Raw genomic sequence first — 20,241 nt, forward strand, 5'->3', positions numbered from 1 at the left:
CGGTCTGCACCGGACGGGCCGCGAATTCCGATTCCTTCTCCGCCACGAAAACCACCTTTTTCCCGTCCAGATCCTGCAGGGCATCCTCGGGGACCGCCAGGACCGGCGGAGCGTCGGCCGCCAGCGTCAGCTCCACCGTGGCGAACATCTCCGGCTTCAGCTTCCGCCCCGGATTGGCCACCTCGACCCGGGCCTTGACGGTGCGGCTGCTGACGTCGACGAGATCGGCGATGTAGGTGATGCGCCCTTTCAGCTTCACGTCCGGAAACGCGCCGAGGGTGACGGTGGCGGACTGCCCCCGGTGGACCTTGGCCAGATCCTTTTCGTTGATGTCCACCATCACCCAGACCGACGAGAGGTCGGCCACGGTAAAGAGGCTTTTGGAGGGATCGGCCAGTTCGCCGACGATGGCGTGTTTTTCGGTGATGACGCCGCCGATGGGAGAGCGGACCGGCAACAGCGGCTTCCTGTGGCCGGCGCTTGTGAGGTCAGGCGCCGAGACGCCGTACAGGGCGAGGCGCTCCTCGTCGGTATGCAGTTCGGTCTGGGCCATTGTGTAGTCGGTCTCCGCCTGGAGGATGTCCTTGCGGGCCGCGATCTTCTTTTCCACCAGGGCCTTGATCCGGTCCATGCTGGACTGGGCCAGGGCCAGCCGCGTCTTCGACTGGTGGTAGCGGTTCAGGGCTTCGCCCAACTCGACGCTGTCCAGGGTCACGAGGGGCTGGCCGGCGGCGACGCTGTCGCCGAGGGAGGCCCGGACGCTGACGATCTTGCCGGAGATGCGCGGCGAGACATGGGCGATCCGGTCGGCGTTTGCCTCCACCTTGCCGGTGGCGCTGATCACGCCGGCCAGCCGCTGTGGTGCGGCCGCGGCCACGACCACGCCGTTCTGCTTCTGTGCCTCGACAGTCATGGAGACGGCGCCTTCTTCCCCGTGCCCCCCATGGCCGTCCTTCTCTCCCGCGTGCTCCTTCCCTTCATCGTGACCACCCGTGCCTTCGCTATGGCCGGCTTCCTTTGATTCGGCATGTTCGCCGGCGCCCCCCGGCACATGGGCAGAGCGATACGCAATGCCGCCCCCGATGGCCACGGCCAGGACAAGGCCGATGATGATTCCATGGTTCCTGTTCACTGCGCACCTCCGCTGGTTCTGTTCTGGAAATCGGTCCCGACAGAGGCTTCGAGCCGGGCCAGGGCCGTCTGCCGGTTGGCGAGCGCGGCAAGGTAACCGTCGTGGACTTCGATGTACTTTTTCTGCTCTTCAATGACCGAGAGGATTCCGACCTCGCCCAGCCGGTACGCCTCCTGCACGAGCTTCAGGTTGTCCTCCAGTTGGGGAAGAATGCCATCAGCGTACAGCTTGATGGTCTTCTCGGCCGCAGCGAGCCGCGCGTAATCGCCCTCGATCTCCCGGGGCACGCTCGAACGGGCGAACTCCAGCCGGTTGCCGGCCCCCTGCCTGACGGCCCGGGCCTGCCGGATGCCGGCCTGGTTGCGGTCGAAAAGGGGGAGCGGAATCGACAGGGTCACCCCCAGCAGGTTGTCGCGGGTCTTTTCGTCGCCGGAGCCTGTGGCGTCCGTGCTCCGCTCGTGGGTGAAGCCGAGCCCGAGCGTCACGTTCGGGATGCGCTCCGCCTCGGCCAGCTCAACGGCGGCCTCCCCCTGTGCGCGGGCGGCTTGGAGCGCCTTCAGGTCGGGCCGGTTTTCCAGGGCCAGACGAACGAGGTCGTCGAGAGGAATCGACAGGGGCCGTTGCTCGGAAATGCCGTCAAAGCCGACCTCCTCCCCCGCCGGAACCCCCAGCAGGGTCCTCAGCCTGGCCAGCAGCGGGGCGAGATCCCGTTCCGCCTCGATGTTCCGTCCTTCGCTCCGGGCCACTTCCACCCGGGCGAGGCTGACCTCCAGTTCCGGAATATCGCCCGCGGCCAGGCGCTCCCGCGTTATCACCAGCAGCGTTTCGTTCAGTTCTGCTGCCCGTTGGGCCAGTTCCCTCCGTTTCCGGGCCAGCATCAGTTCGGAGAAGGTACTCTTCACCTCCTGGGATATCTGCCGCTCCCGGTCGGCAATCTGGAAATGAACCGCCTCCGCCTCGCGCTCGGCAACGGCTCGGCGCTTGGCCCGCTTTCCGCCGGTCAGGAACTCCTGGGAAATGCCGATGGAAACGGTTGTTTCGTCGGGGCTGCCGGTCATGACGCCGGAGTCGGCCGACAATTCCAGGGTGGGATTGGGCAGAAGCACGGCGCGCTCCAGCCCTGCCCGCGCCACGTCCTTTTCGCTGCGCAGTGCCTTCAGTTCGCCGTTGTGTGCCAGGGCATACTCGACAGCCTGAGGCAGGGTCAGCGGACGGACCTCCCCTGAAGCCCCCGGGGGGGCGAGAATTACAGCGGTCAGGAACAGATGGACTGCTCCGGACACGAAACGAGATGCTCGTACCAAGACAGTACCTCCTTGCAGGTATTCGATGTCTGATTGATTGTGGGTAAGGAACGTGTGCTGAAGAACGGGAATCCGGGCGCTGGACGCACCACTCCCCAACGGCCTGGCGGCCGCTACTTCAGCAGGTTAGGCGAGGATCTGGGGTGGAACGAAAATGGAGAGATACACGTCGGGTGGCGTGGTGCGATGTTCGAGGAAAGAGATGCTGGCAATCAGGGGAGCATAGGAAACCATGGCCCCGGGGCTGCTCAGGGGGGCGCTGCAGGGGCAGGAGAAACAGGTACTGCAATGGTCCGAAGCGGAATCGTTGTCAGTGGGACAACAGGGAGCCTCATCCCCGCAACAGGCCTTGAGCAGGGTTTTATCGGCTTTTTCGTACGAGGACTGAAGGAAATTGCCCGCGTCCAGTGCAAAGCAACGACCATTGCCCGCAATGGCGACCACAGCCACGAGGAGCACGACGGCTATCATTTTGTTGAGCACACTGGATCGCATACGCACTGGACACGCTTTCATGAGTTGCGCCATCATAGTCACGCGTTGTTGAGCATGTCAATAGGCAATTTTCAGGACATTGCCCTCAATTGTGTCACAGTTGACCAAAGATCGACAACGCCATACACGCGTCAAACGAATAAGGCATGGCTGCATGCCGGCGACGGGCCACAGTCACCCGTGGCGCGCCGGTCATGGGGATGCCTCCCCCGGCCGCTGCGCGCTGTCCAGCAGTTCCCGCACCTTTGTCACCAGTTCCAGGGGGGCGACCGGCTTGTTCAGCAGTTCCACCCCGTCGTCGAGATCGCCCCTGCTCCGGATGAAGTCGGTGGTATAGCCGCTGAAGAACAGGACCTTCACGCCCGGCTTCAGTTTTCTGATCTCCTCGTAGGCCCGCTTGCCGCTCATTTTCGGCATGATCATGTCCATGACGACCAGCTTGATCCGATCCTGCCGGGCGGCAAACTGCGCCACGGCGTCCTCGCCGTCAACGGCGAGGATCACGTCGTAACCGAAGCGGCCAAGGGTGTCATTGACGGTAGCGCGGACGCTTTCATCGTCTTCCGCCACCAGAATCGTCTCGCTCCCCCCCCGGGGACGGGCCGGTGCGGCGCCTGCCGCGAGTTCCGCGGCCCTCTCCTCCACGATGGGGAGATAGACCTTGAACGTGGTCCCGTTCCCCTCCTCGCTGGCAACGGTCACAAAACCGTTGTGCTGCTTGACGATCCCGTAGGCGATGGCCATGCCGAGGCCCGTTCCCTTGCCCACGTCTTTGGTGGTGAAAAACGGCTCGAAAAGCCGTTTCAGGGTCTCCTCGTCCATGCCGGTGCCGGTGTCCGACACCGAGATGACGGCATAGGGGCCGGGCTGGGCGTTGTCCTGGCTCTTGACGAACGGGGCATCGACCTGTTCCAGCGCCGTCTCGATGGTGAGCAACCCTCCCCTGGGCATGGCATCCCGGGCATTGGCGGCCATATTGATGAGAACCTGCTCGATCTGGCCGCTGTCGGCCGAAACCGTGAGCCCCGCACCGTTGAAGATGGATTTGAATTGAATATCCTCGCCGATGACCCTGCCCAGAAACTTCTGTACACCCCGGACAATCTCGTCCAGATCGACATTCTGGGGCTTGATCACCTGCCTGCGGCTGAAGGCGAGCAGACCGCGGGTCAACTGGGCAGCCCGCTCGGCGGAGCGGATGATCTGGCCCAGCATCTCGTTCTGGCGGTCGGCCAGTGTTCCGTCCATCTTCAGAATGGTTCCGCACCCCATGATCACGGTGAGGATGTTGTTGAAGTCATGGGCAATGCCGCCGGCGAGCCGACCCACGGCCTCCAGTTTCTGGGAATGGCGGAGTTGTTCCTCGAGTTGCGCGTGCTCCGTGACATCGAGGACGATGGAGAGCAGGCGGGTGCGGCCGCTGACGGTTATGAGCTCGCCGAAGTAGGAGCAGTTGAGGACCCGTCCCTCCCTGGTATGCACCTTGAGAGCAAACTCCGAAACCCTGCCCTCCCGCGCCAGGAGCTCCAGGAACCGGGCCCGGTCCCCGGCCGTGATCAGCCCCAGCCTGGCCGATGTGGCGCCGATGGCCTCCTCGCGCGTGTATCCGCTCAGTTCGACGAACTTGTCGTTCACCTCCAGGAACGCCCCATCCTCGATGTCGCTGATGGTCATCATCAGCGGGGCAAGCTGAAAGGCCCTGAAAAACTTCTCCTCGCTCTGGCGGATGGTCTCTTCGGCATTGATCCGCTCGGCGATCTCTTCCTCCAGGACCACGGCCTGCTCCTGGAGCGATTCCTGGGCGGCCTGCCGCTCGGTCACTTCCTGCTCGAGCTGGACCGTCTGCTCCTGGAGCAGATCTTCCGCCCGCTTGCGGTCGGTGATGTCCCGGTTGCTCACCCGCCGGCCGATCACGGTGCCGTCTCCACCGTACACCGTGCGGCAGACATGGGAAATCCAGCGCTCCTGGCCGTCCCGCGTGATGATCGGGAAGTCGATGGGCTCAGGGTAGCCCGTTGCCGACTCCGCGTGCCAGTGATCATTGTAGCGCTGCCAGCTTGCCGGATGAATGATCCGCTCCAGCAGCGACGGGTCGCGGTAAAACTCCTCCTGGGTGTATCCGCACACATTCCTGCAACTGGGCGATACGTACTCGAACCGGCCGTCGGGGGTGAGCCAGTACTCCCAGTCCGCCGTGTAGTCGGCCACCGTCCGGTAGCGCTCCTCGCTCTTCTGCAATTCTTGGGAGCTTCGGGAGAGTGCCCGCCTGCCCGCCTCGATCATGCCGAGCCCCAGGAGCCAGATGATCCCGTGGGCTGCGGCACCGCCCGCCACGAGCCTGCCCGTGAAGCCCGAATATTCCGCCAGCGGCACCGACACGCTGACGCCGCCCCGCACCTGGCCCACGGCATATCCCTGGAAGGCGTGGCACTTGAGGCATCGTTCCTCCACCACGAAAGGCTGGATCAGGCGCATATGGCGCTGTCCGTCCATGATCTGCAGCCCGCTGATCTCCCCCTCCCCCCGCTCGAAGGCGCGCAACGCCCGTTCCTCCCACGGGTCGGGCTCATTTGCCGGATTGAGGGGCCTCAGGCTGGTGATGTGGCCGCGGACCAGCGCCTTTTCCCGGTTGGCCAACTGAAATACTTCGCGCGTCATATAGGCCGGATTGATGAGGGTGAGAAGCCTGCCGGAGGGGGTCCTGACATCCCGTTCCGGGATGTGGGCCAAGTAGGGCGACGGAGGGGTCCTGTCCGTGGCCGGCACGTACAGGCCGCCGTGATCAGCGGCCCACTTGCGATACAGGGTGTCCTTCTCGAAGGTGGCCCTCGCCTCGGCCCGCGCCACGTCCAGGGCATTGTTCCACTGCTGGTAAGAGAGCCAGCCAAAGGCGCATGCAATGACAGCCGTCCAAAAGATTGACACAAACAGGGCATACCGGTTGATGCGACCGACTTGCGTAATCATCGGCGGTTCCTTTCAGAATGCGGGCCCACGGGGAGGCAGGCCGGCAACTCACCGTCATCTATCCGGAATATCACTCGTTTTTTGCAATTTTCAGGCCCGGCGGACGTGGGGTAGCATGGCGGGGCAGTGGGAGACGGACGTGTCCCCCACCGGTCCGGCTGAGAGGAACACGGACAAAAAGGAGGCACAGGCCCGCCCATGGTGGGCAGGGAAGGAGACGTGCGGTGTGAAGGAGGGTCGACCGGGGTGGACGGTCAGGCGGCTAGCCGTCGCTCGGGTCCGATGTACGGCGCTCTGGTGCTCCTGCGGCGAACCGGGTCTTCACCGATGACGACCCAGCCGCTGGAGCGGAGGAACCGGGAAATCTGCACCGCATCGATCAAGTCATCGAGACGCGTGTGCTTCACGTAGTCATAACGGCCGTCGGGATACTGGACACGGATCAGCATGGTTGATCACCCCCAGAAAAAAATGAATACACATTACATACCGGCTTAGTATCTATATAGGACTAAAACCGTTACACGTCAAGGGGATACACGTTACATTCCCATAAAATTCCGGAACACCTCCTTCTGGTCCTGCTGCGCCTACCGGTGCTTGATGAACGTCCCCTTCTCGTACTCCTCAAAGGCGGTCCGCAGTTCTTCGTTGGTATTCATGACAATGGGACCGTACCAGGCCACCGGCTCGTTGAGGGGCTTGCCGGAAAGGAAGAGGAAGCGGACCGGCCGGTCGCCGGCGGTCACCGCCACCGCAGCACCGTCGCGCCCGTAGAGGACCACCGTTTCGGGGCCGCAGACGCAGCGCCGCGTCACATCCATCCAGCCCGAGCCCGTCATTTCGAAGGCAAAGGGATCGCGGCGGTCGTCGAAATACCCCTCGCCGTCGAGGACATAGGCCACGGCCGTATGCCCCTCCTTGACCGGATGGGTGAAGACCGCCCCGGCCGGGACGCTGACGTCGAGCATTTCCGGGTCGATGACGATGTCGCGCACCGGCCCCTGAACGTCGTTGACTGTGCCGCTGACGATCTTGATGCGGATGCCCTGCTCCAGAACCACCTCCGGGATATCTGCGGCCCTCACGTCGCGGTAGCGGGGATCCATCATCTTGCGGTCCGCCGGCAGGTTGGCCCAGAACTGGAATCCCCACATCATGCCGGTGGGGCTCGACTGGGGCATCTCCTGGTGGATGATGCCGCTGCCGGCGGTCATCCACTGCACGTCCCCCGCGCCGATGACCCCCTTGTTTCCCATGCTGTCGCCGTGCTCCACCAGGCCTTCCAGCACATAGGTGATGGTTTCGATGCCCCGGTGGGGGTGCCAGGGGAAGCCCGGCAGGTACTCGGCAGGGTTGGCGGTGTGAAAGTCATCCAGCATGAGGAACGGGTCGAACAGCGGCACCTGCGAATAGCCGAAGGCGCGCTTGAGGTGGACGCCGGCCCCCTCCACGGTGGGCCGGCTTTTGAAAACGCGGGAGATGCGGCGTGCGGTCATGGCAGACTCCTTTCCGGATGGCCCGCGAGAACGGGCCTCCTTCAGACGCGGAATACCGGGTTTTCCGACAGCATCACGGCAACGGCCCCGCCGGGAGGCAGGGAGGAACAGCTCACCCTTGCTGCTTCGCGGCCGCCGCGTTGCAGCGTTCGACCACATCCCTCAGCCATGCGATCTCGTCGGGGAGAAACTGCTTGGAGTACTCGGTGCCGGCATTCAGCGCCCAGTGCAGCGGCGGCATGGTGGTGGCGGCCAGCACGTACCCCGGCACTTCCACGTAGCGGGCATCGGCCTGCGTCCATTCCTGCAGGCGCTCCTTCGTGTCGAACAGCATCAGGTAGTCATTGCCCTCCGCTTCGATGACGAGCGGCAGCACCTCACCCTTCTGAGCGGCGTTGTCTTCCACTTCCGCGGCTTCGTCCAGAATCGGGACATAGAAGGTAGCGTTGAGGAACAGGTCGTAAAAGGCCGACTGGCTCTTGGCATCGGCCATGTCCTGACGCAGGACGGTCAGGGCTTTATCGAGTTCGGTCATGGGTGTGTCTGTCCTTTCAGGGCACCGTTTCGGTTACCAGCGCTTGGTGATTTCGATGAGATGGTACCCGAACTGGGTCCGGACCGGACCGAGCACCTTGTTGATCTCGCCGGAGAAGACGATATCGTCGAATTCCTTTACCATCTGTCCCTGGGTAAAGGTCCCGAGATCGCCTCCCTGGGCGCGTGAGGGGCAGAGGGAATGCCGGCGGGCGACATCGGCGAATTCGGCACCGGCCTCGATCTCGGCCTTGAGCTGCAGGCACTCGGCTTCCGAAGCGACGAGGATGTGACGGGCAGTTGCTGTGGGCATGAACGGTTCTCCTTGCTAAGTGACGGATAGGGAAATCTCTAGGGAACAGGGTATCGGGAAAGGGAGGCCTCGGCAACCGGAAAGCTCTCTCTGCTTCGATCTACTGGATGCAAACCCTCTGCAACCGGACGAACGGGTCAGGCAAAATTATTAATTCTTGTGAAGATATGGCGCTTAACTATAATGGTACACACAATACGGCAACAAGCCGACATGAATTTTGAACCGGATCTTCGGGAATCCGGCCGGCAGGGCAGAGGCGGGATACGACGTATGCCCGGCACCGGCGCGGTTCCACCAATAATCACGCTGCCATGAAACTCAGGACAAAACTCATTATTCTGGTGTCGATTCTCGTAATCATCCTGATGGTGGTGACCTCGAGGATCACGCTGGGCTACCTGGAGCGGCACCTCCATGACTCCATCGCCGCCCAGCAGACCGCCACCGTCGTCCACGTGGCCACGGACATCGACAGCACCCTCCGCTCCATGCTGGAGCTGCTGACGGCAAGCGCCCGGGTCGTCCCGCCCGCAGCACTGGCCGACCCCTCGGGTGCCAAGGCGTTTCTGGAAAGCCGGACCGGCCTGCGCACGCTGTTCAACAATCACCTCTTCGTCGTTGATGCCGCCGGCAACCTCCTGGCAGAAGTGACCAACCAGGAAGTCCGACGGGTAGAAAACTACTCCGATCACGCCTTCTTCAACAAAGCCAGGGCGACCCGCAAGCCGCTCATCTCCGAGCTGACCACCTGCTGCACCGGCACCGCCAACTTGAGGGAAATCGTCTTTATCAGCCCCATCCTCGGGGAAAACGGATCATTCAAGGGAGCCTTGCTGGGGGGAATTGACCTGAGCGAGGAAAACGCCCTGAGCCGGTTCGGCCGGATCACCGTGGGCAACAAGGGGTTCATCCGCATCATCGACCGCAACCATATGGTGCTGATCCATGCAGAACGGGAGCACACCCTGATCAAGGCGGTTCCCGAAGTTGCGCGCCTGGCCGACGCCGCCCGGGAGGGCTACGTGGGCACCCGCGAAACAAAGGGGCGATACGGCGACATCCTTCTGACATCGGTAACGAAGCTCGGCAGCAAGGATTGGGTCGTGGCGGCGAGCTATCCGCTCACAGTGGCCTACGAGCCCGTGAAGGTGGTACGTCGGCTGTTCATCATCAGTACCGTGGCCGCCATCCTCGGCGTTCTGGTAGTGGTCTCGCTCTCCATGCAGTACCTGACCCGCCCCATTCTGGCGCTGGAGCGGCACATCAACGAACTGAGCGGCAAAAAAGGCAAGGAACGGCTGGTGCCGGTATCGAACGAGGACGAGTTGAGCCGGCTCACCGAAACCTTCAACACTATGCTTGCGGAGATCGACCGGCAAACCGAGAGCCTCAGGGAGAGCGAGGACCGTTTCCGGGGGGCTTTCGAGCAGGCGGCGGTGGGCATGGCCATCATCGACCGCGAAGGGCTGCTGATCAGGACAAACCGGCGCTTCTGCGACATTACCGGTCGCCATGACGACGATCTGGCCGGGCTCGATTGCCTTGCCCTGGTGCACACGGAGGACCGCAACGCCGCCCGGGAGATCATGACGACCATGGCCGCCACTGAAGGGGAGCCGTTGACGCGCGAGTTCCGATTCACCCATGGCACGGGCCGGACCGTCTGGGCAAATACCGCGTTTTCGCCGGTCCGGGGGAGGAGCGGCACCGACGATTCCTTCATAATGGTGGTGGAGGATGTCACCGAGCGCAAGCGTGCCGAAGAGGAAATCCTGCGGTTGAACTCCGACCTGGAACAGCGGGTGGCGGATCGTACCGCCGCACTGGAGAATGCCAACCGGGAGCTGGAGGCATTCAGCTACACCGTCTCCCACGACCTGAAGGCCCCGGCCCGCCATATCTCCGGGATCGTCGACATGGTGCTGGAAGATTGGGGTGGCTGCATGGAGCCTGCGCACCGCGAGTTGATGGAGCGCGTGGCCGCGGCAGCCGGCAGGATGCAGTCCATGATCGACGGATTGCTGGAACTGAGCCGCGTGAGTAGCGACGAACTGCGGCGCCAGAAGGTTCGCCCGGCCGACCTGGCCCGGGAGATATGCATCGAGCTGGCCGCGGCAGAGCCGGCGCGGCAGGTGGACTGGAGCGTAAAGGATGTGCCGCCGGCCAATGCCGATCCCGAACTCCTCATGACCGTGCTGGAAAATCTCCTGGGCAACGCCTGGAAGTATACCTCGCGAAACGAACGGGCTGAGGTGGAATTCGGCTGCGAATATTGTTCGGGAAAAGACATGTACTATGTAAAGGACAACGGCGCCGGGTTCGACATACGCGAGGCCCAGCGGCTGTTCGCCCCCTTCCAGCGCTTCCATCCGGCATCCGAGTTCGAAGGAAACGGCATCGGGCTCGCCACGGTCGCCCGGATCATCCATCGCCACGGCGGCACCATCCGCGCCGAGTCGGCTCCCGGCCGGGGAGCCACCTTCTATTTCTCCCTCGACTGATACCCCGTCTCCAGCCGAATGTGCCATTCCGGCCGTCACGTCCCCCCGGCTCCTGTCGCCGCCTTGCCGGCATGCGCCACGCAGGGATGGGCCATCCGCTCCCCGTCGTCACGGGCCGGATCCGCACCCGCCCGATTAACCGGTGGACTTATGGCGAGAGTACGGCTATGGTCAGCAGGGCCAGGGTGCAGAATCACACGGGGAGAACAGGGAGAGCTCAATGACCCACCAGATCGACGAACTGATCCGCAGGATAAAAGAGCTGCAAGAGGAATTGGAAGTCGAGTTCAGGCAGAAGCGGGAGGAATTCCAGTTTGTCATCGAAAAGAAGCGGATCCGCTTCGCCGAGGAGGTGGCCCGGCAGCAGCGGCGCCTGAAAACGGGACTCTTTCGCTACCTGATCGAGGCGCGCCCCCTGAACATTCTCACCGCGCCGGTCATCTACGCCGGGTTCATCCCGTTCATGGCGCTGGATCTGTTCCTCTTCATCTACCAGACCATCTGCTTCCCGGTTTACGGCATTCCGAAAGTGAAGCGCGCCGACTACCTGGTCTTCGACCGGGAGGACCTCCCCTACCTGAACATCATCGAAAAGTTCAACTGCTTCTACTGCTCCTACGGCAACGGTCTGGCCGCCTACGCGCGGGAGATTTCAGCCCGCACCGAGCAGTACTGGTGCCCCATCAAACACGCCCGCAGAATCAAGGCGGCCCATGACCGCTATCCCCGCTTTTTCGAGTTCGGCGATGCCGAAAGCTTCAGCAAGGGGCTGGAGCGTCTCCGGCAGGAACTGGAAAAGGAAGGGGAACAGGGCGAAGAGCGCTGCTAAACCCGGCCACTGGCGGGCTGTCGATCACCAGGGGCGCCAGAGATACATGAACTGGCCGCCGCCAGTCATGTCGAACCCGCCCAGCAGGTCCGCCATGGACGGCTCGACGGCCGACTCCGCATAGATGCTCCCCTGGTAGCTGCCGGGCCGGAAGTAGGTGACCACCCGGGCGTCGGGATCTCCTATGCGGTCACGCAGGGAGGCGATGACGTCGTCCAGGTAGCCGATCCGGTCGATGAGGCCCGCGGCAAGGGCGTCGGCGGCGGAGAAGATGCGGCCGTCGGCCAGCGTGAGCAGATCCTGGCGCGAAAGCCGGTTCCCCGGCCGGGCCTGGACCACGTCCACGAAGCGCCCGTGGAACTGGTCGATGACCCTCTGCACCAGCCGCTCTTCCTCCGGGGTGGCGCGGCGGAACGGCGACAGGAGGTCCTTTTTCCCGCCCGACTTGATGGTCTTCTCCTCCACGCCTACCTTCCCCAGCAAGCCCTCCACGTTGAAGGTCATCAGCAGCACCCCGATGCTCCCGGTCACGGCCGTGGGATGGGCGGTTATCCCGTCGGCGGCGGTGGCCACGTAGTAGCCTCCCGAGGCGCCGATCCCCATGATACAGGCGGACACCGGCAGATTCCGGCGCTCCTTGAAGGCGAGCAGGTCGTGGCGGATGATGTCGCTGGCCGTCACCGTCCCCCCGGGCGAATTGATCCGCAGGATAAGTCCGGCCACCTTGGGATCGCGCTCGGCCTTCAGGATGACCTCACGCACCAGGGAGACCGTGGAGGGGGTTCCCCGGCTCAGCAGGCCGCCCCCCTTGGCCTGATCGCCGATGGCGCCGCTGATGTCCACGATCAGGATCTTTTTCGCCCCTTCCCCTTCCAGCACCTGTTCGGCCAGGGGCTGGGGCGCGCTCATGAGCGGCACGCTGACAAAGGCACACCCCGTTGTCAGGAACATGCCGAGGCAGCCGAGCAGAAACGCGATGATCATCCTCATGGTACCCTCCCGTATGTCAGCGGCACGTCGATTGAGAAATTCAATCACACCTTCCCCGCCGGCGCAAGATAGACGGTGAACTCCTCCCGGCCGTCCACCCCCAGCAGTTCGTCCGCCAGGTCCTGGCGGTAGGCCGCAATGGCGCAGGTGCCGGCGCCGACGTCTACCCCCGCCTCAACGGAACCCCCTGCCCGGACGGGAAAATCGACCTCCGCGACGTCATGGCGATCGTGAAAAAGGCGAACGGCCGCTAACGCCGCCCCCGCGTCGGGATGCCGTACCGTATACCTCCTTGCTTCCCCGCTGAAACTGATTAAACTTCTTTCAGCATACCACGCGCCAGGAGGAAACGCCCCATGTCCATCGCGGAACGCATCCCCACCCTCTTCCCTTGCCCGGATGAAATCCCTCCCCAGCAGCGTCTGTCCGCTCCGGTGGAACTGCGGGACTACCTGCTGAACGGCGAGCTCCGCTGCTGGCAGGGGGCCGTTCAGGATGTGTTCTCCCCGGTCTGCGTCCGCACACCCGGCGGTCCCGAGCGCGTACGGATCGGAAGCTTCCCTCTCATGGGCGAGGCCGACGCCCTTGCCGCCCTTGATGCCGCCACCGCGGCCTACGACTGCGGCAGGGGACGGTGGCCCACCATGGGGGTGGCCGACCGGATCCGGCATGTACAGCACTTCGCGTCCCTCATGAAAGAACAACGGGAAGCGGTGGTCCGGCTGATCATGTGGGAGATCGGCAAGACCCGTGCCGATGCGGAAAAGGAATTCGACCGGACCGTCGTCTACATCACCGACACCATCGACGCCCTCAAGGAGCTGGACCGGGTCTCCTCCCGCTTCGTGATCGAGCAGGGGATCATCGGCCAGATCCGCCGCGGCCCCCTGGGCGTGGCCCTCTGCATGGGCCCCTACAACTATCCCCTCAACGAGACCTTCACCACCCTGATCCCGGCCCTGATCATGGGGAACACGGTGGTCATGAAGCCCCCGCGCCACGGGGTGCTCCTGTTCGCACCGCTCCTGGCCGCCCTGCGCGAGGCGTTCCCTCCGGGGGTGGTGAACGTCCTGCTGGGGGCCGGCCGGGCCCTGACCCCCACCCTGATGCGGTCCGGCCGGATCGACGTGCTGGCCTTCATCGGCACGAGCAAAGCGGCCAATACTCTGCTGAAGGATCATCCCCGCCCCAACCGGCTCCGGCTGGTCCTGGGGCTCGAAGCGAAAAACCCCGCCATCGTTCTGCCTGACGCCGATCTCAACCCGACGGTGGAGGAATGCCTGGCCGGCAGCCTCGCCTTCAACGGCCAGCGGTGCACGGCCCTGAAACTCCTCTTTGTCCACGAATCCGTGGCGCAGCAGTTCATTGCCATCTTCTCCCGGGCCCTGTCGGCCATCGGCACCGGCATGCCCTGGCAACCGGGCGTGATGATCACCCCCCTGCCCGAGGAGGGGAAGACCGCCTACCTGCAAGAACTGCTGGCCGATGCCGTTGCGCGCGGCGCCGCAGTGGTGAACGAGGGGGGCGGCACGGTCACCGGCACCTACTTCCACCCGGCCCTGGTCTATCCGGTGGCGCCGGGGATGCGCCTCTACACCGAGGAGCAGTTCGGCCCGGTAGTGCCGATAGTCCCGTTCACCGACATTGAGGAGCCGATCCGCGCCATCCGCGAATCGGACTACGGCCAGCAGGTGAGCATCTTCGGCAGGGACAGCGCCCTGCTGGCACCGCTCGTCGATCACCTGGTGAACCAGGTGTCGCGGGTCAACATCAACAGCCAGTGCCAGCGGGGTCCTGACGTCTTCCCGTTCACCGGCCGCAAGGACTCGGCCGTGGGGACCCTGTCGGTGTCGGACGCCCTGCGGGCCTTTTCGCTCCGAACCCTGGTGGCGGCCCGGAACCACGAAACAAACAGAGCCATCATCACCGATATCGTGCGGGAACGGCGCTCCACCTTCCTCTCCACGGACTTCATCCTGTGAGGCGTCAACCCGCGCCGGCAGTGATGAGCGGGCTCTAACGCTTTACTTTGTGCGGTTTGGGCGTATACTGTGACCCGTCAATCACACATCCGGAGCGTTCCTTGCTGGTATCATCCATTGAAAAGATCGGCGCCCTCACCCTCTCCGTGGTGGGGGAGATGGGGAAGATGATCATCTTCCTCACCCATGCCCTGATCAACATCGTGATCAGGCCCGGCAAGCCGATCCACATCTACAAGCAGATCCACTTCATCGGCGCGAAATCGCTCTTCGTCATCGTTCTGACCGCCGCCTTCACAGGGATGGTGCTGGGGCTCCAGGGGTACTACTCCCTGGCCAAGTTCGGTTCCGAAGGGATGCTCGGCTCGGCCGTGGCCCTCTCCCTCATCCGGGAACTGGGGCCGGTCCTCTCGGCCCTCATGGTGGTGGGCCGGGCCGGCAGCGCCATCACCGCCGAGATCGGCATCAAGAAGATAACGGAGCAGATCGACGCCCTGAAGACCATGGCCCTGGAGCCGTTCAAGTATCTGGTCTCCCCCAAGATCCTGGCGGCCCTGGTGGCGCTGCCGCTGCTCTGCGCCATCTTCGACGTGGTCGGCATCTATGGCGGCTACGTGGTGGGAGTGAAACTCCTGGGGGTCAACCCGGGCGCCTACTTCTCCGAGATGGAGCGGAGCGTGGAATGGAAGGACGTCTGGTCGGGCATCGTAAAATCGTTCTCCTTCGGCGGCATCATCGCCTGGGTCTGCTGCTACAAGGGATACCACGCCAGCCGCGGCGCAGAGGGGGTATCGCGGGCCACCACCGAGGCGGTGGTCATGTCGTCGGTGCTGGTGCTCATCTGGGATTACTTCCTGACTTCCGTCATGTTATAGGCCATGATCAGACTCGTTGACGTCCATAAATCGTTCGGCAGCCAGGTGGTGCTCGACGGCCTCACCATGGATATCCCGGAAGGGAAGATCACCGCGGTGATCGGCCCCAGCGGCGAGGGGAAAAGCGTGCTGCTCAAGCACATGATCGGCATCATGAAACCGGACCGGGGCGAGGTGTTCGTGGACGGCGAGAACATCACCACCATGCGCCGCTATCAGATGAACCGGGTCTGGGAGAAGTTCGGCATGCTGTTTCAGAACGCGGCCCTGTTCGACTCCCTGACCGTGTTCGAGAACGTGGCCTTCCCCCTGGAGGAGAAGACCCGGCTGAGCCGCTCGGAGATCAGCGACCGGGTCCACGAGGCCCTGGGACACGTGGGGCTCAGGAACGTGGACAAGAAATTCCCCGACGAGTTGTCCGGCGGCATGAAAAAGCGGGTGGGGCTGGCGCGGGCCCTGCTCCTGAACCCGCGGATCATCCTGTTCGACGAGCCGACCACCGGCCTCGACCCCATCATCTGCCGGGCCATCCACGAACTGATCCGGAGGACCCACGAGCGGTTCGGCTATACGGCGGTGATCGTTTCCCACGAAATCCCGGAGATCTTCGACATCTCCGAGAACGTGGCAATGCTCTACCGGGGCAAGATCGTCGAGCAGGGCACGTCGGAAGACATCCGGCGCTCGGAGCATCCGGTGGTGCGGCAGTTCATCAGCGGCAGCCTCGAAGGCCCCATCCAGCTCATCTGAAAAGGTAGGCGTATGAAAAGAGTCACTCTCGAACTCATTGTCGGCATATTCGTCCTGATCGGCATCCTCTGCCTCGCCTGGCTCTCCATCAAGCTGGGACAGATGGAGCTGCTGGGCGGGGACCACTACCAGGTCTCAGCGGATTTCGATTCGGTATCGGGCCTCAAGAAAGGCGCCGCCGTCGAAATAGCCGGAGTAGAGGTCGGCCGGGTCGACCGGATCGTGCTCGATCCCTCCAGCGACCGGGCACGGGTCGACCTGCGGATCAGGGACGGCGTCAAGCTCCAGGACGACGTGATCGCCTCGGTCCGGACCAGCGGGATCATCGGCGACAAGTTCATCAAGCTCAAGCCCGGGGGGTCTGACAAGCTGCTGGCCGACGGCGGCCGCATCCGCGACACGGAATCGGCCGTGGACCTGGAAGAGCTCCTGAGCAAGTACATCCACGGGAACGTCGAATAAAACGGGGCGCAGGAATCATCCGGACACCTGACGGAGGGACCAACCATGAAGGCACTCAGACGGACGGCTCTGGCACTGGCCGTAACGCTCCTGCCGCTGGCAGCGGCGTGGGGCGCCGACGCCGGCGCCGGGACGAAGCTCACCCTCGACGACTGCATCAAGAAGGCGCTGACCGCCGCCCCCGAGTTGGGCGAGGCCCAGGCGGACATCGACGCCACCTCGGCCAGGCTGGACGAGGCAAAGGCCCACCGCTATCCCCAGATCGAATTCCTGGGCCTGATCGGACCGGTGCCCCAGGCCCGGGGCAACCAGGTCTACTCAGAAGACGGCATCAACGACACCGAGCGCTGGACCTGGTTCCAGCGGGGCGACGCCACCCTGGTCCAGCCCCTCTACACCTTCGGCAAGATTTCCGAAAACATGAGGGCCGCCACCCACGGCATCGAGGTTGACCGGGCCAAGAAGGACCAGAAGGGCACCGACGTGGCGCTCCAGGTCAAGGAGTACTACTACGGCATCCTCCTGGCACGGGAGCTGAGGGAACTGGTCCTGGAGACGCGGGACATTCTGGACGATGCCAAGGCCAAGGCCCGCAAGCTGATCGACAAGGGGTCCCCCAACGCCGACGAACTGGACATCTACAAGCTCGACGCCTTCCGGGGCGAAGTGGCCAAATACCTGGAGGAGGCCAGCAAGGGCGAGCAGCTCGCCCTGGCCGCCCTCAAGACCCGCATGGGGCTCCCGCCCGCCGAAGCGGTCGACATCGACGCCGAACGGCTCCAGCCCGCCGGCGCCACCCTGGGCGATCTGGCCGCCTACGTGGAAGAGGCCCGGACCCGGCGGCCGGAATTCCGCCAGCTCAACGAGGGGATCAAAGCCCGCGAGGCCCTGGTGGAGGCGGCAAAGGCCAACTACTGGCCCGACCTCTTCCTGGGGGGCTACGTCTCCGCCGCCTACGCCGACAAGCGGACCCGCATCGACAACCCCTTCGTGCCCGACGACTTCAACCACGTCTGGGCCGGCATCGCCCTGGGGGTCAAGTGGAAGCTCGACTTCGGCATCACCGGCGCCAAGGTGGCGGGTGAACGGGCCCAGTACAACCGGCTCCTGTCCACCAGGGCCTACGCCGACGAGTTCATCCCGCTCCAGATCCGCAAGGCGTGGCTTGAGGCAAGGGAGTCCGAGGCGAGCGCCGCCGCCATGAAAGAGGCGTACACCAACGCCAAGCGCTGGGTGGTGGCCTCCGTGGCCAACTACGACTTCGGCATCGGACCGGCCCAGGAGATCTTCGACGGGCTCCAGAACTACGCCCGCATGCGCGCCGCTTACTTCCAGGCCGTTTACAACCAGAACATGGCCCTGGCCCGGCTCGACCACGCCGTGGGCCAGGCTCCCCTGAACTGAGTACCAGGAGGTCTTTGTTCCATGAAATGGATCCTGTTCCCCATCCTCGCCCTCTCTTTGGCCGTTGCCGGCACTGCCCTGGCCCAGTCAAGCCCCACCGAGACGGTGAAAAAGACCGTTGACGACGTCATCAGGGTCGTGTCGGACAAGGAGCTGAAAAAGCCCCAGAACGAGAAGCGGCGACGCCAGGAGATCAAGCGGGCCATCGGCGCGGTGTTCGACTCCACCGAAATGGCCCAGCGCGCCATGGCGCGCCACTGGCGCGACCGGAGCGCCGCCGAGAAAAAAGAGTTCGTGGAGCTCTTCGAGAGCCTGTTGGAGAACTCCTACGCCGGCAAGATCGAGTCCTACAACCAGGAGAAGGTGGTGTACCTGAAGGAGGCCATCGACGGCGAGTATGCCGAGGTCAGGAGCAAGATCGTCACTGCCCGGCGCGACGAGTATTCCCTCGACTACCGCCTCATGCTCAAGGGGGGCAAGTGGGTGGTCTACGACATCGTCATCGAGGGGGTGAGCCTCGTCTCCAACTACCGGACCCAGTTCAACAAGATCATCTCCAACCAGGGGTACGCGGAGCTGGTGAAAAAACTGCGCTCCAAGCACCAGGAGATCAGCATGCCATAGGATTGCCGCGGCCTGAACGACATCACCACGGGGAGAGGCCACTCTCCCCGTTTTTTTCAAACGGTGCCCGTTTCTCCGCCACATGGGCCCCTTGCATAATCCGCTGCGTTCCGCTAGAGTGTGACTGTTGCATTTACGCCACACCTCGGACGGCCCATGGACAGACAGACCACGGATAGTACGCCTGCCGCAACGCCTGCCGAACGGGAGCGGATCAAGCGGCGCCGCGAAGGGATCGTCATCGCCCTGTCGGTGCTCCTGATCCTGGTCCTGACCCGGGTGGAGATCCACCTGTCGCGCATCAGCTCCGATGTGCCGATGGGGAGCAACTTCCTGATCTTCGGCGTCATCAACGTCATCATCCTCCTGATCATCCTCCTGATCTACCTCCTGTTCCGCAACGTGGCAAAGCTCTTGATGGAGCGGCGGGGCAAGGCCCTGGGGGCCAACCTGCGCACGAAGCTCGTCATCGCCTTCGTGAGCCTCTCCATCATCCCCACCATGCTCTTGTTCTTCGTTTCGGCCACCTACGTGAACCAGAGCATCCGCAACTGGTTCAACACCCAGATCGAGAACTCCCTCTCCGAATCGCTGGAGGTGGCCCAGACCTACTACAGGAACTCGGCGGCCAACGCCCTCTACTACGGCAACCAGATCAGCGCCATCATCCGGGACCAGCGCCTGCTCAACGACGAGAACCTGCCGCAGATGAAGGAACTGATCCGCCAGAAGCAAAAGGAGTACAACCTGGGAATCGTGGAGGTCTACTCGGCCCAGAACGAAGAGCTGGTCCGCGCCGCGAACCCGGGGCTCCCGCTGGGGGAGTTCACCAACCCCTCGTCCGAGGACATCAAGCAGGGGCTCAACGGCAAAGAGCTCACCAGGGTCAACACGGTGGGCAAGGCCGATCTCATCCGCGGCATCGTGCCGATCTATTCCACCTATCGCGCCGACGAGGTGGTGGGGGCGGTGGTGGTCAACTACTTCGTCCCCTACTCCCTGGTGGAGAAGATGCGGGAGATCACCGCCTCCTACGAGCAGTTCCGCCAGCTCAAGATCCTGAAGAATCCCATCCGGTCCGGCTACATCCTGGCCCTGTTCCTGATCACCATGGTGATCATCTTCCTGGCGGTCTGGTTCGGGCTCCACCTGGCCAACAGCCTCACCACGCCGATCCAGGAACTGGCCGAGGCGACCCGGCAGGTGGCCGAGGGGAACCTGGATATCCGCCTGGGCCAGCGGACCGACGACGAACTGGGCATGCTGGTGGCCGCCTTCAACAAGATGACCGACGACCTGCGGAGCAACCAGTTGGCCCTGAAAAACGCCAACGACGAGCTGTCGCGCAGCAACCAGGAACTGGAGCAGCGACGACGCCACATGGAGATCGTGCTCCGCAACGTGGCGGCCGGGGTCATCGCGGTGGACCGGGGGGGGGCGATAACCACCATCAATACCTCTGCGGCCCGGCTCCTGCAGATCGACACGCCCCGGGCCGTGGGCCACAACTTCCGGGAGGTGCTCAAGGGAGAGCAGCTCGACATCGTGAAGGGGGTCCTGCGGGACATGGTCATGGC

Annotated in this window: 18 protein-coding genes; 9 read left to right on the top strand and 9 right to left on the bottom strand. The window is 63.6% G+C overall.

Annotated features, from left to right (window positions below; translation table 11 throughout):
- The 8 genes from AC6CDK_RS14360 to AC6CDK_RS14395 all read right to left on the bottom strand — a co-directional run.
- On the bottom strand, positions 1-1,132 hold a 1,132-nt coding region (locus tag AC6CDK_RS14360), incomplete at its 3' end, for an efflux RND transporter periplasmic adaptor subunit (protein ID WP_496639888.1).
- On the bottom strand, positions 1,129-2,436 hold the full coding sequence (locus AC6CDK_RS14365; protein WP_039646205.1) for a TolC family protein: 1,308 nt from the start codon (positions 2,434-2,436) through the stop codon (positions 1,129-1,131). The genes AC6CDK_RS14365 and AC6CDK_RS14360, both read right to left, overlap by 4 nt.
- Positions 2,437-2,562: 126 nt before the next feature.
- Complete coding sequence (locus AC6CDK_RS14370; protein ID WP_237560738.1) at positions 2,563-2,919, bottom strand: hypothetical protein; 357 nt, start codon at positions 2,917-2,919, stop codon at positions 2,563-2,565.
- Positions 2,920-3,123: 204 nt separating this feature from the next.
- Positions 3,124-5,898 (bottom strand): hybrid sensor histidine kinase/response regulator, encoded by a 2,775-nt coding sequence (locus tag AC6CDK_RS14375; RefSeq protein ID WP_052269435.1) that lies wholly within the window; start codon positions 5,896-5,898, stop codon positions 3,124-3,126.
- A gap of 254 nt (positions 5,899-6,152) precedes the next feature.
- Complete coding sequence (locus AC6CDK_RS14380) at positions 6,153-6,347, bottom strand: GSU3473 family protein (protein WP_039646207.1); 195 nt, start codon at positions 6,345-6,347, stop codon at positions 6,153-6,155.
- A 141-nt stretch (positions 6,348-6,488) separates the two neighbouring features.
- Entirely contained in the window at positions 6,489-7,397 is a 909-nt protein-coding gene (locus AC6CDK_RS14385; protein ID WP_039646209.1) for a pirin family protein, read from the bottom strand.
- Between the two features lie 112 nt (positions 7,398-7,509).
- The gene (locus tag AC6CDK_RS14390; protein WP_039646211.1) at positions 7,510-7,932 is read right to left on the bottom strand and encodes an SseB family protein; all 423 of its coding nucleotides are present in this window, start codon (positions 7,930-7,932) and stop codon (positions 7,510-7,512) included.
- Positions 7,933-7,965: 33 nt separating this feature from the next.
- Positions 7,966-8,244 (bottom strand): peptidylprolyl isomerase, encoded by a 279-nt coding sequence (locus AC6CDK_RS14395; protein WP_066357818.1) that lies wholly within the window; start codon positions 8,242-8,244, stop codon positions 7,966-7,968.
- A gap of 314 nt (positions 8,245-8,558) precedes the next feature.
- Between AC6CDK_RS14395 and AC6CDK_RS14400 the strand changes: the two genes are divergently transcribed.
- Together AC6CDK_RS14400 and AC6CDK_RS14405 are read left to right on the top strand one after the other, a co-directional pair.
- Positions 8,559-10,748 (top strand): sensor histidine kinase, encoded by a 2,190-nt coding sequence (locus tag AC6CDK_RS14400; RefSeq protein ID WP_192905064.1) that lies wholly within the window; start codon positions 8,559-8,561, stop codon positions 10,746-10,748.
- 220 nt (positions 10,749-10,968) lie between these two features.
- Positions 10,969-11,577 carry a hypothetical protein gene (locus AC6CDK_RS14405; RefSeq protein WP_066357819.1) on the top strand — a complete coding sequence of 203 codons (609 nt, stop codon included), beginning with the start codon at positions 10,969-10,971 and terminating at the stop codon, positions 11,575-11,577.
- Positions 11,578-11,601: 24 nt separating this feature from the next.
- Here the strand turns inward: AC6CDK_RS14405 and sppA are convergent, their stop codons facing one another.
- Positions 11,602-12,567, bottom strand: coding sequence for a signal peptide peptidase SppA (gene sppA, locus AC6CDK_RS14410; protein WP_066357821.1), 966 nt, complete (start codon positions 12,565-12,567; stop codon positions 11,602-11,604).
- A 356-nt stretch (positions 12,568-12,923) separates the two neighbouring features.
- Between sppA and AC6CDK_RS14415 the strand changes: the two genes are divergently transcribed.
- The 7 genes from AC6CDK_RS14415 to AC6CDK_RS14445 all read left to right on the top strand — a co-directional run.
- Entirely contained in the window at positions 12,924-14,549 is a 1,626-nt protein-coding gene (locus AC6CDK_RS14415) for an NADP-dependent glyceraldehyde-3-phosphate dehydrogenase (RefSeq protein WP_039646219.1), read from the top strand.
- Between the two features lie 101 nt (positions 14,550-14,650).
- Positions 14,651-15,424: an MlaE family ABC transporter permease gene (locus AC6CDK_RS14420; protein ID WP_039646221.1), complete on the top strand. Its 774-nt coding sequence runs from the start codon at positions 14,651-14,653 to the stop codon at positions 15,422-15,424.
- 3 nt (positions 15,425-15,427) lie between these two features.
- On the top strand, positions 15,428-16,174 hold the full coding sequence (locus AC6CDK_RS14425; protein ID WP_039646223.1) for an ABC transporter ATP-binding protein: 747 nt from the start codon (positions 15,428-15,430) through the stop codon (positions 16,172-16,174).
- A gap of 12 nt (positions 16,175-16,186) precedes the next feature.
- Positions 16,187-16,636: an outer membrane lipid asymmetry maintenance protein MlaD gene (gene mlaD / locus AC6CDK_RS14430; RefSeq protein ID WP_039646225.1), complete on the top strand. Its 450-nt coding sequence runs from the start codon at positions 16,187-16,189 to the stop codon at positions 16,634-16,636.
- Positions 16,637-16,681: 45 nt separating this feature from the next.
- Positions 16,682-18,040: a TolC family protein gene (locus AC6CDK_RS14435; RefSeq protein WP_039646227.1), complete on the top strand. Its 1,359-nt coding sequence runs from the start codon at positions 16,682-16,684 to the stop codon at positions 18,038-18,040.
- Between the two features lie 21 nt (positions 18,041-18,061).
- A complete protein-coding gene (locus AC6CDK_RS14440) occupies positions 18,062-18,664 on the top strand; it encodes an MlaC/ttg2D family ABC transporter substrate-binding protein (protein ID WP_039646228.1) in 603 nt (200 codons plus the stop codon).
- 156 nt (positions 18,665-18,820) lie between these two features.
- On the top strand, positions 18,821-20,241 hold a 1,421-nt coding region (locus tag AC6CDK_RS14445; protein WP_496639889.1), incomplete at its 3' end, for a sensor histidine kinase.

This window comes from Geobacter sp. PheSNFMC, from assembly GCF_059620965.1.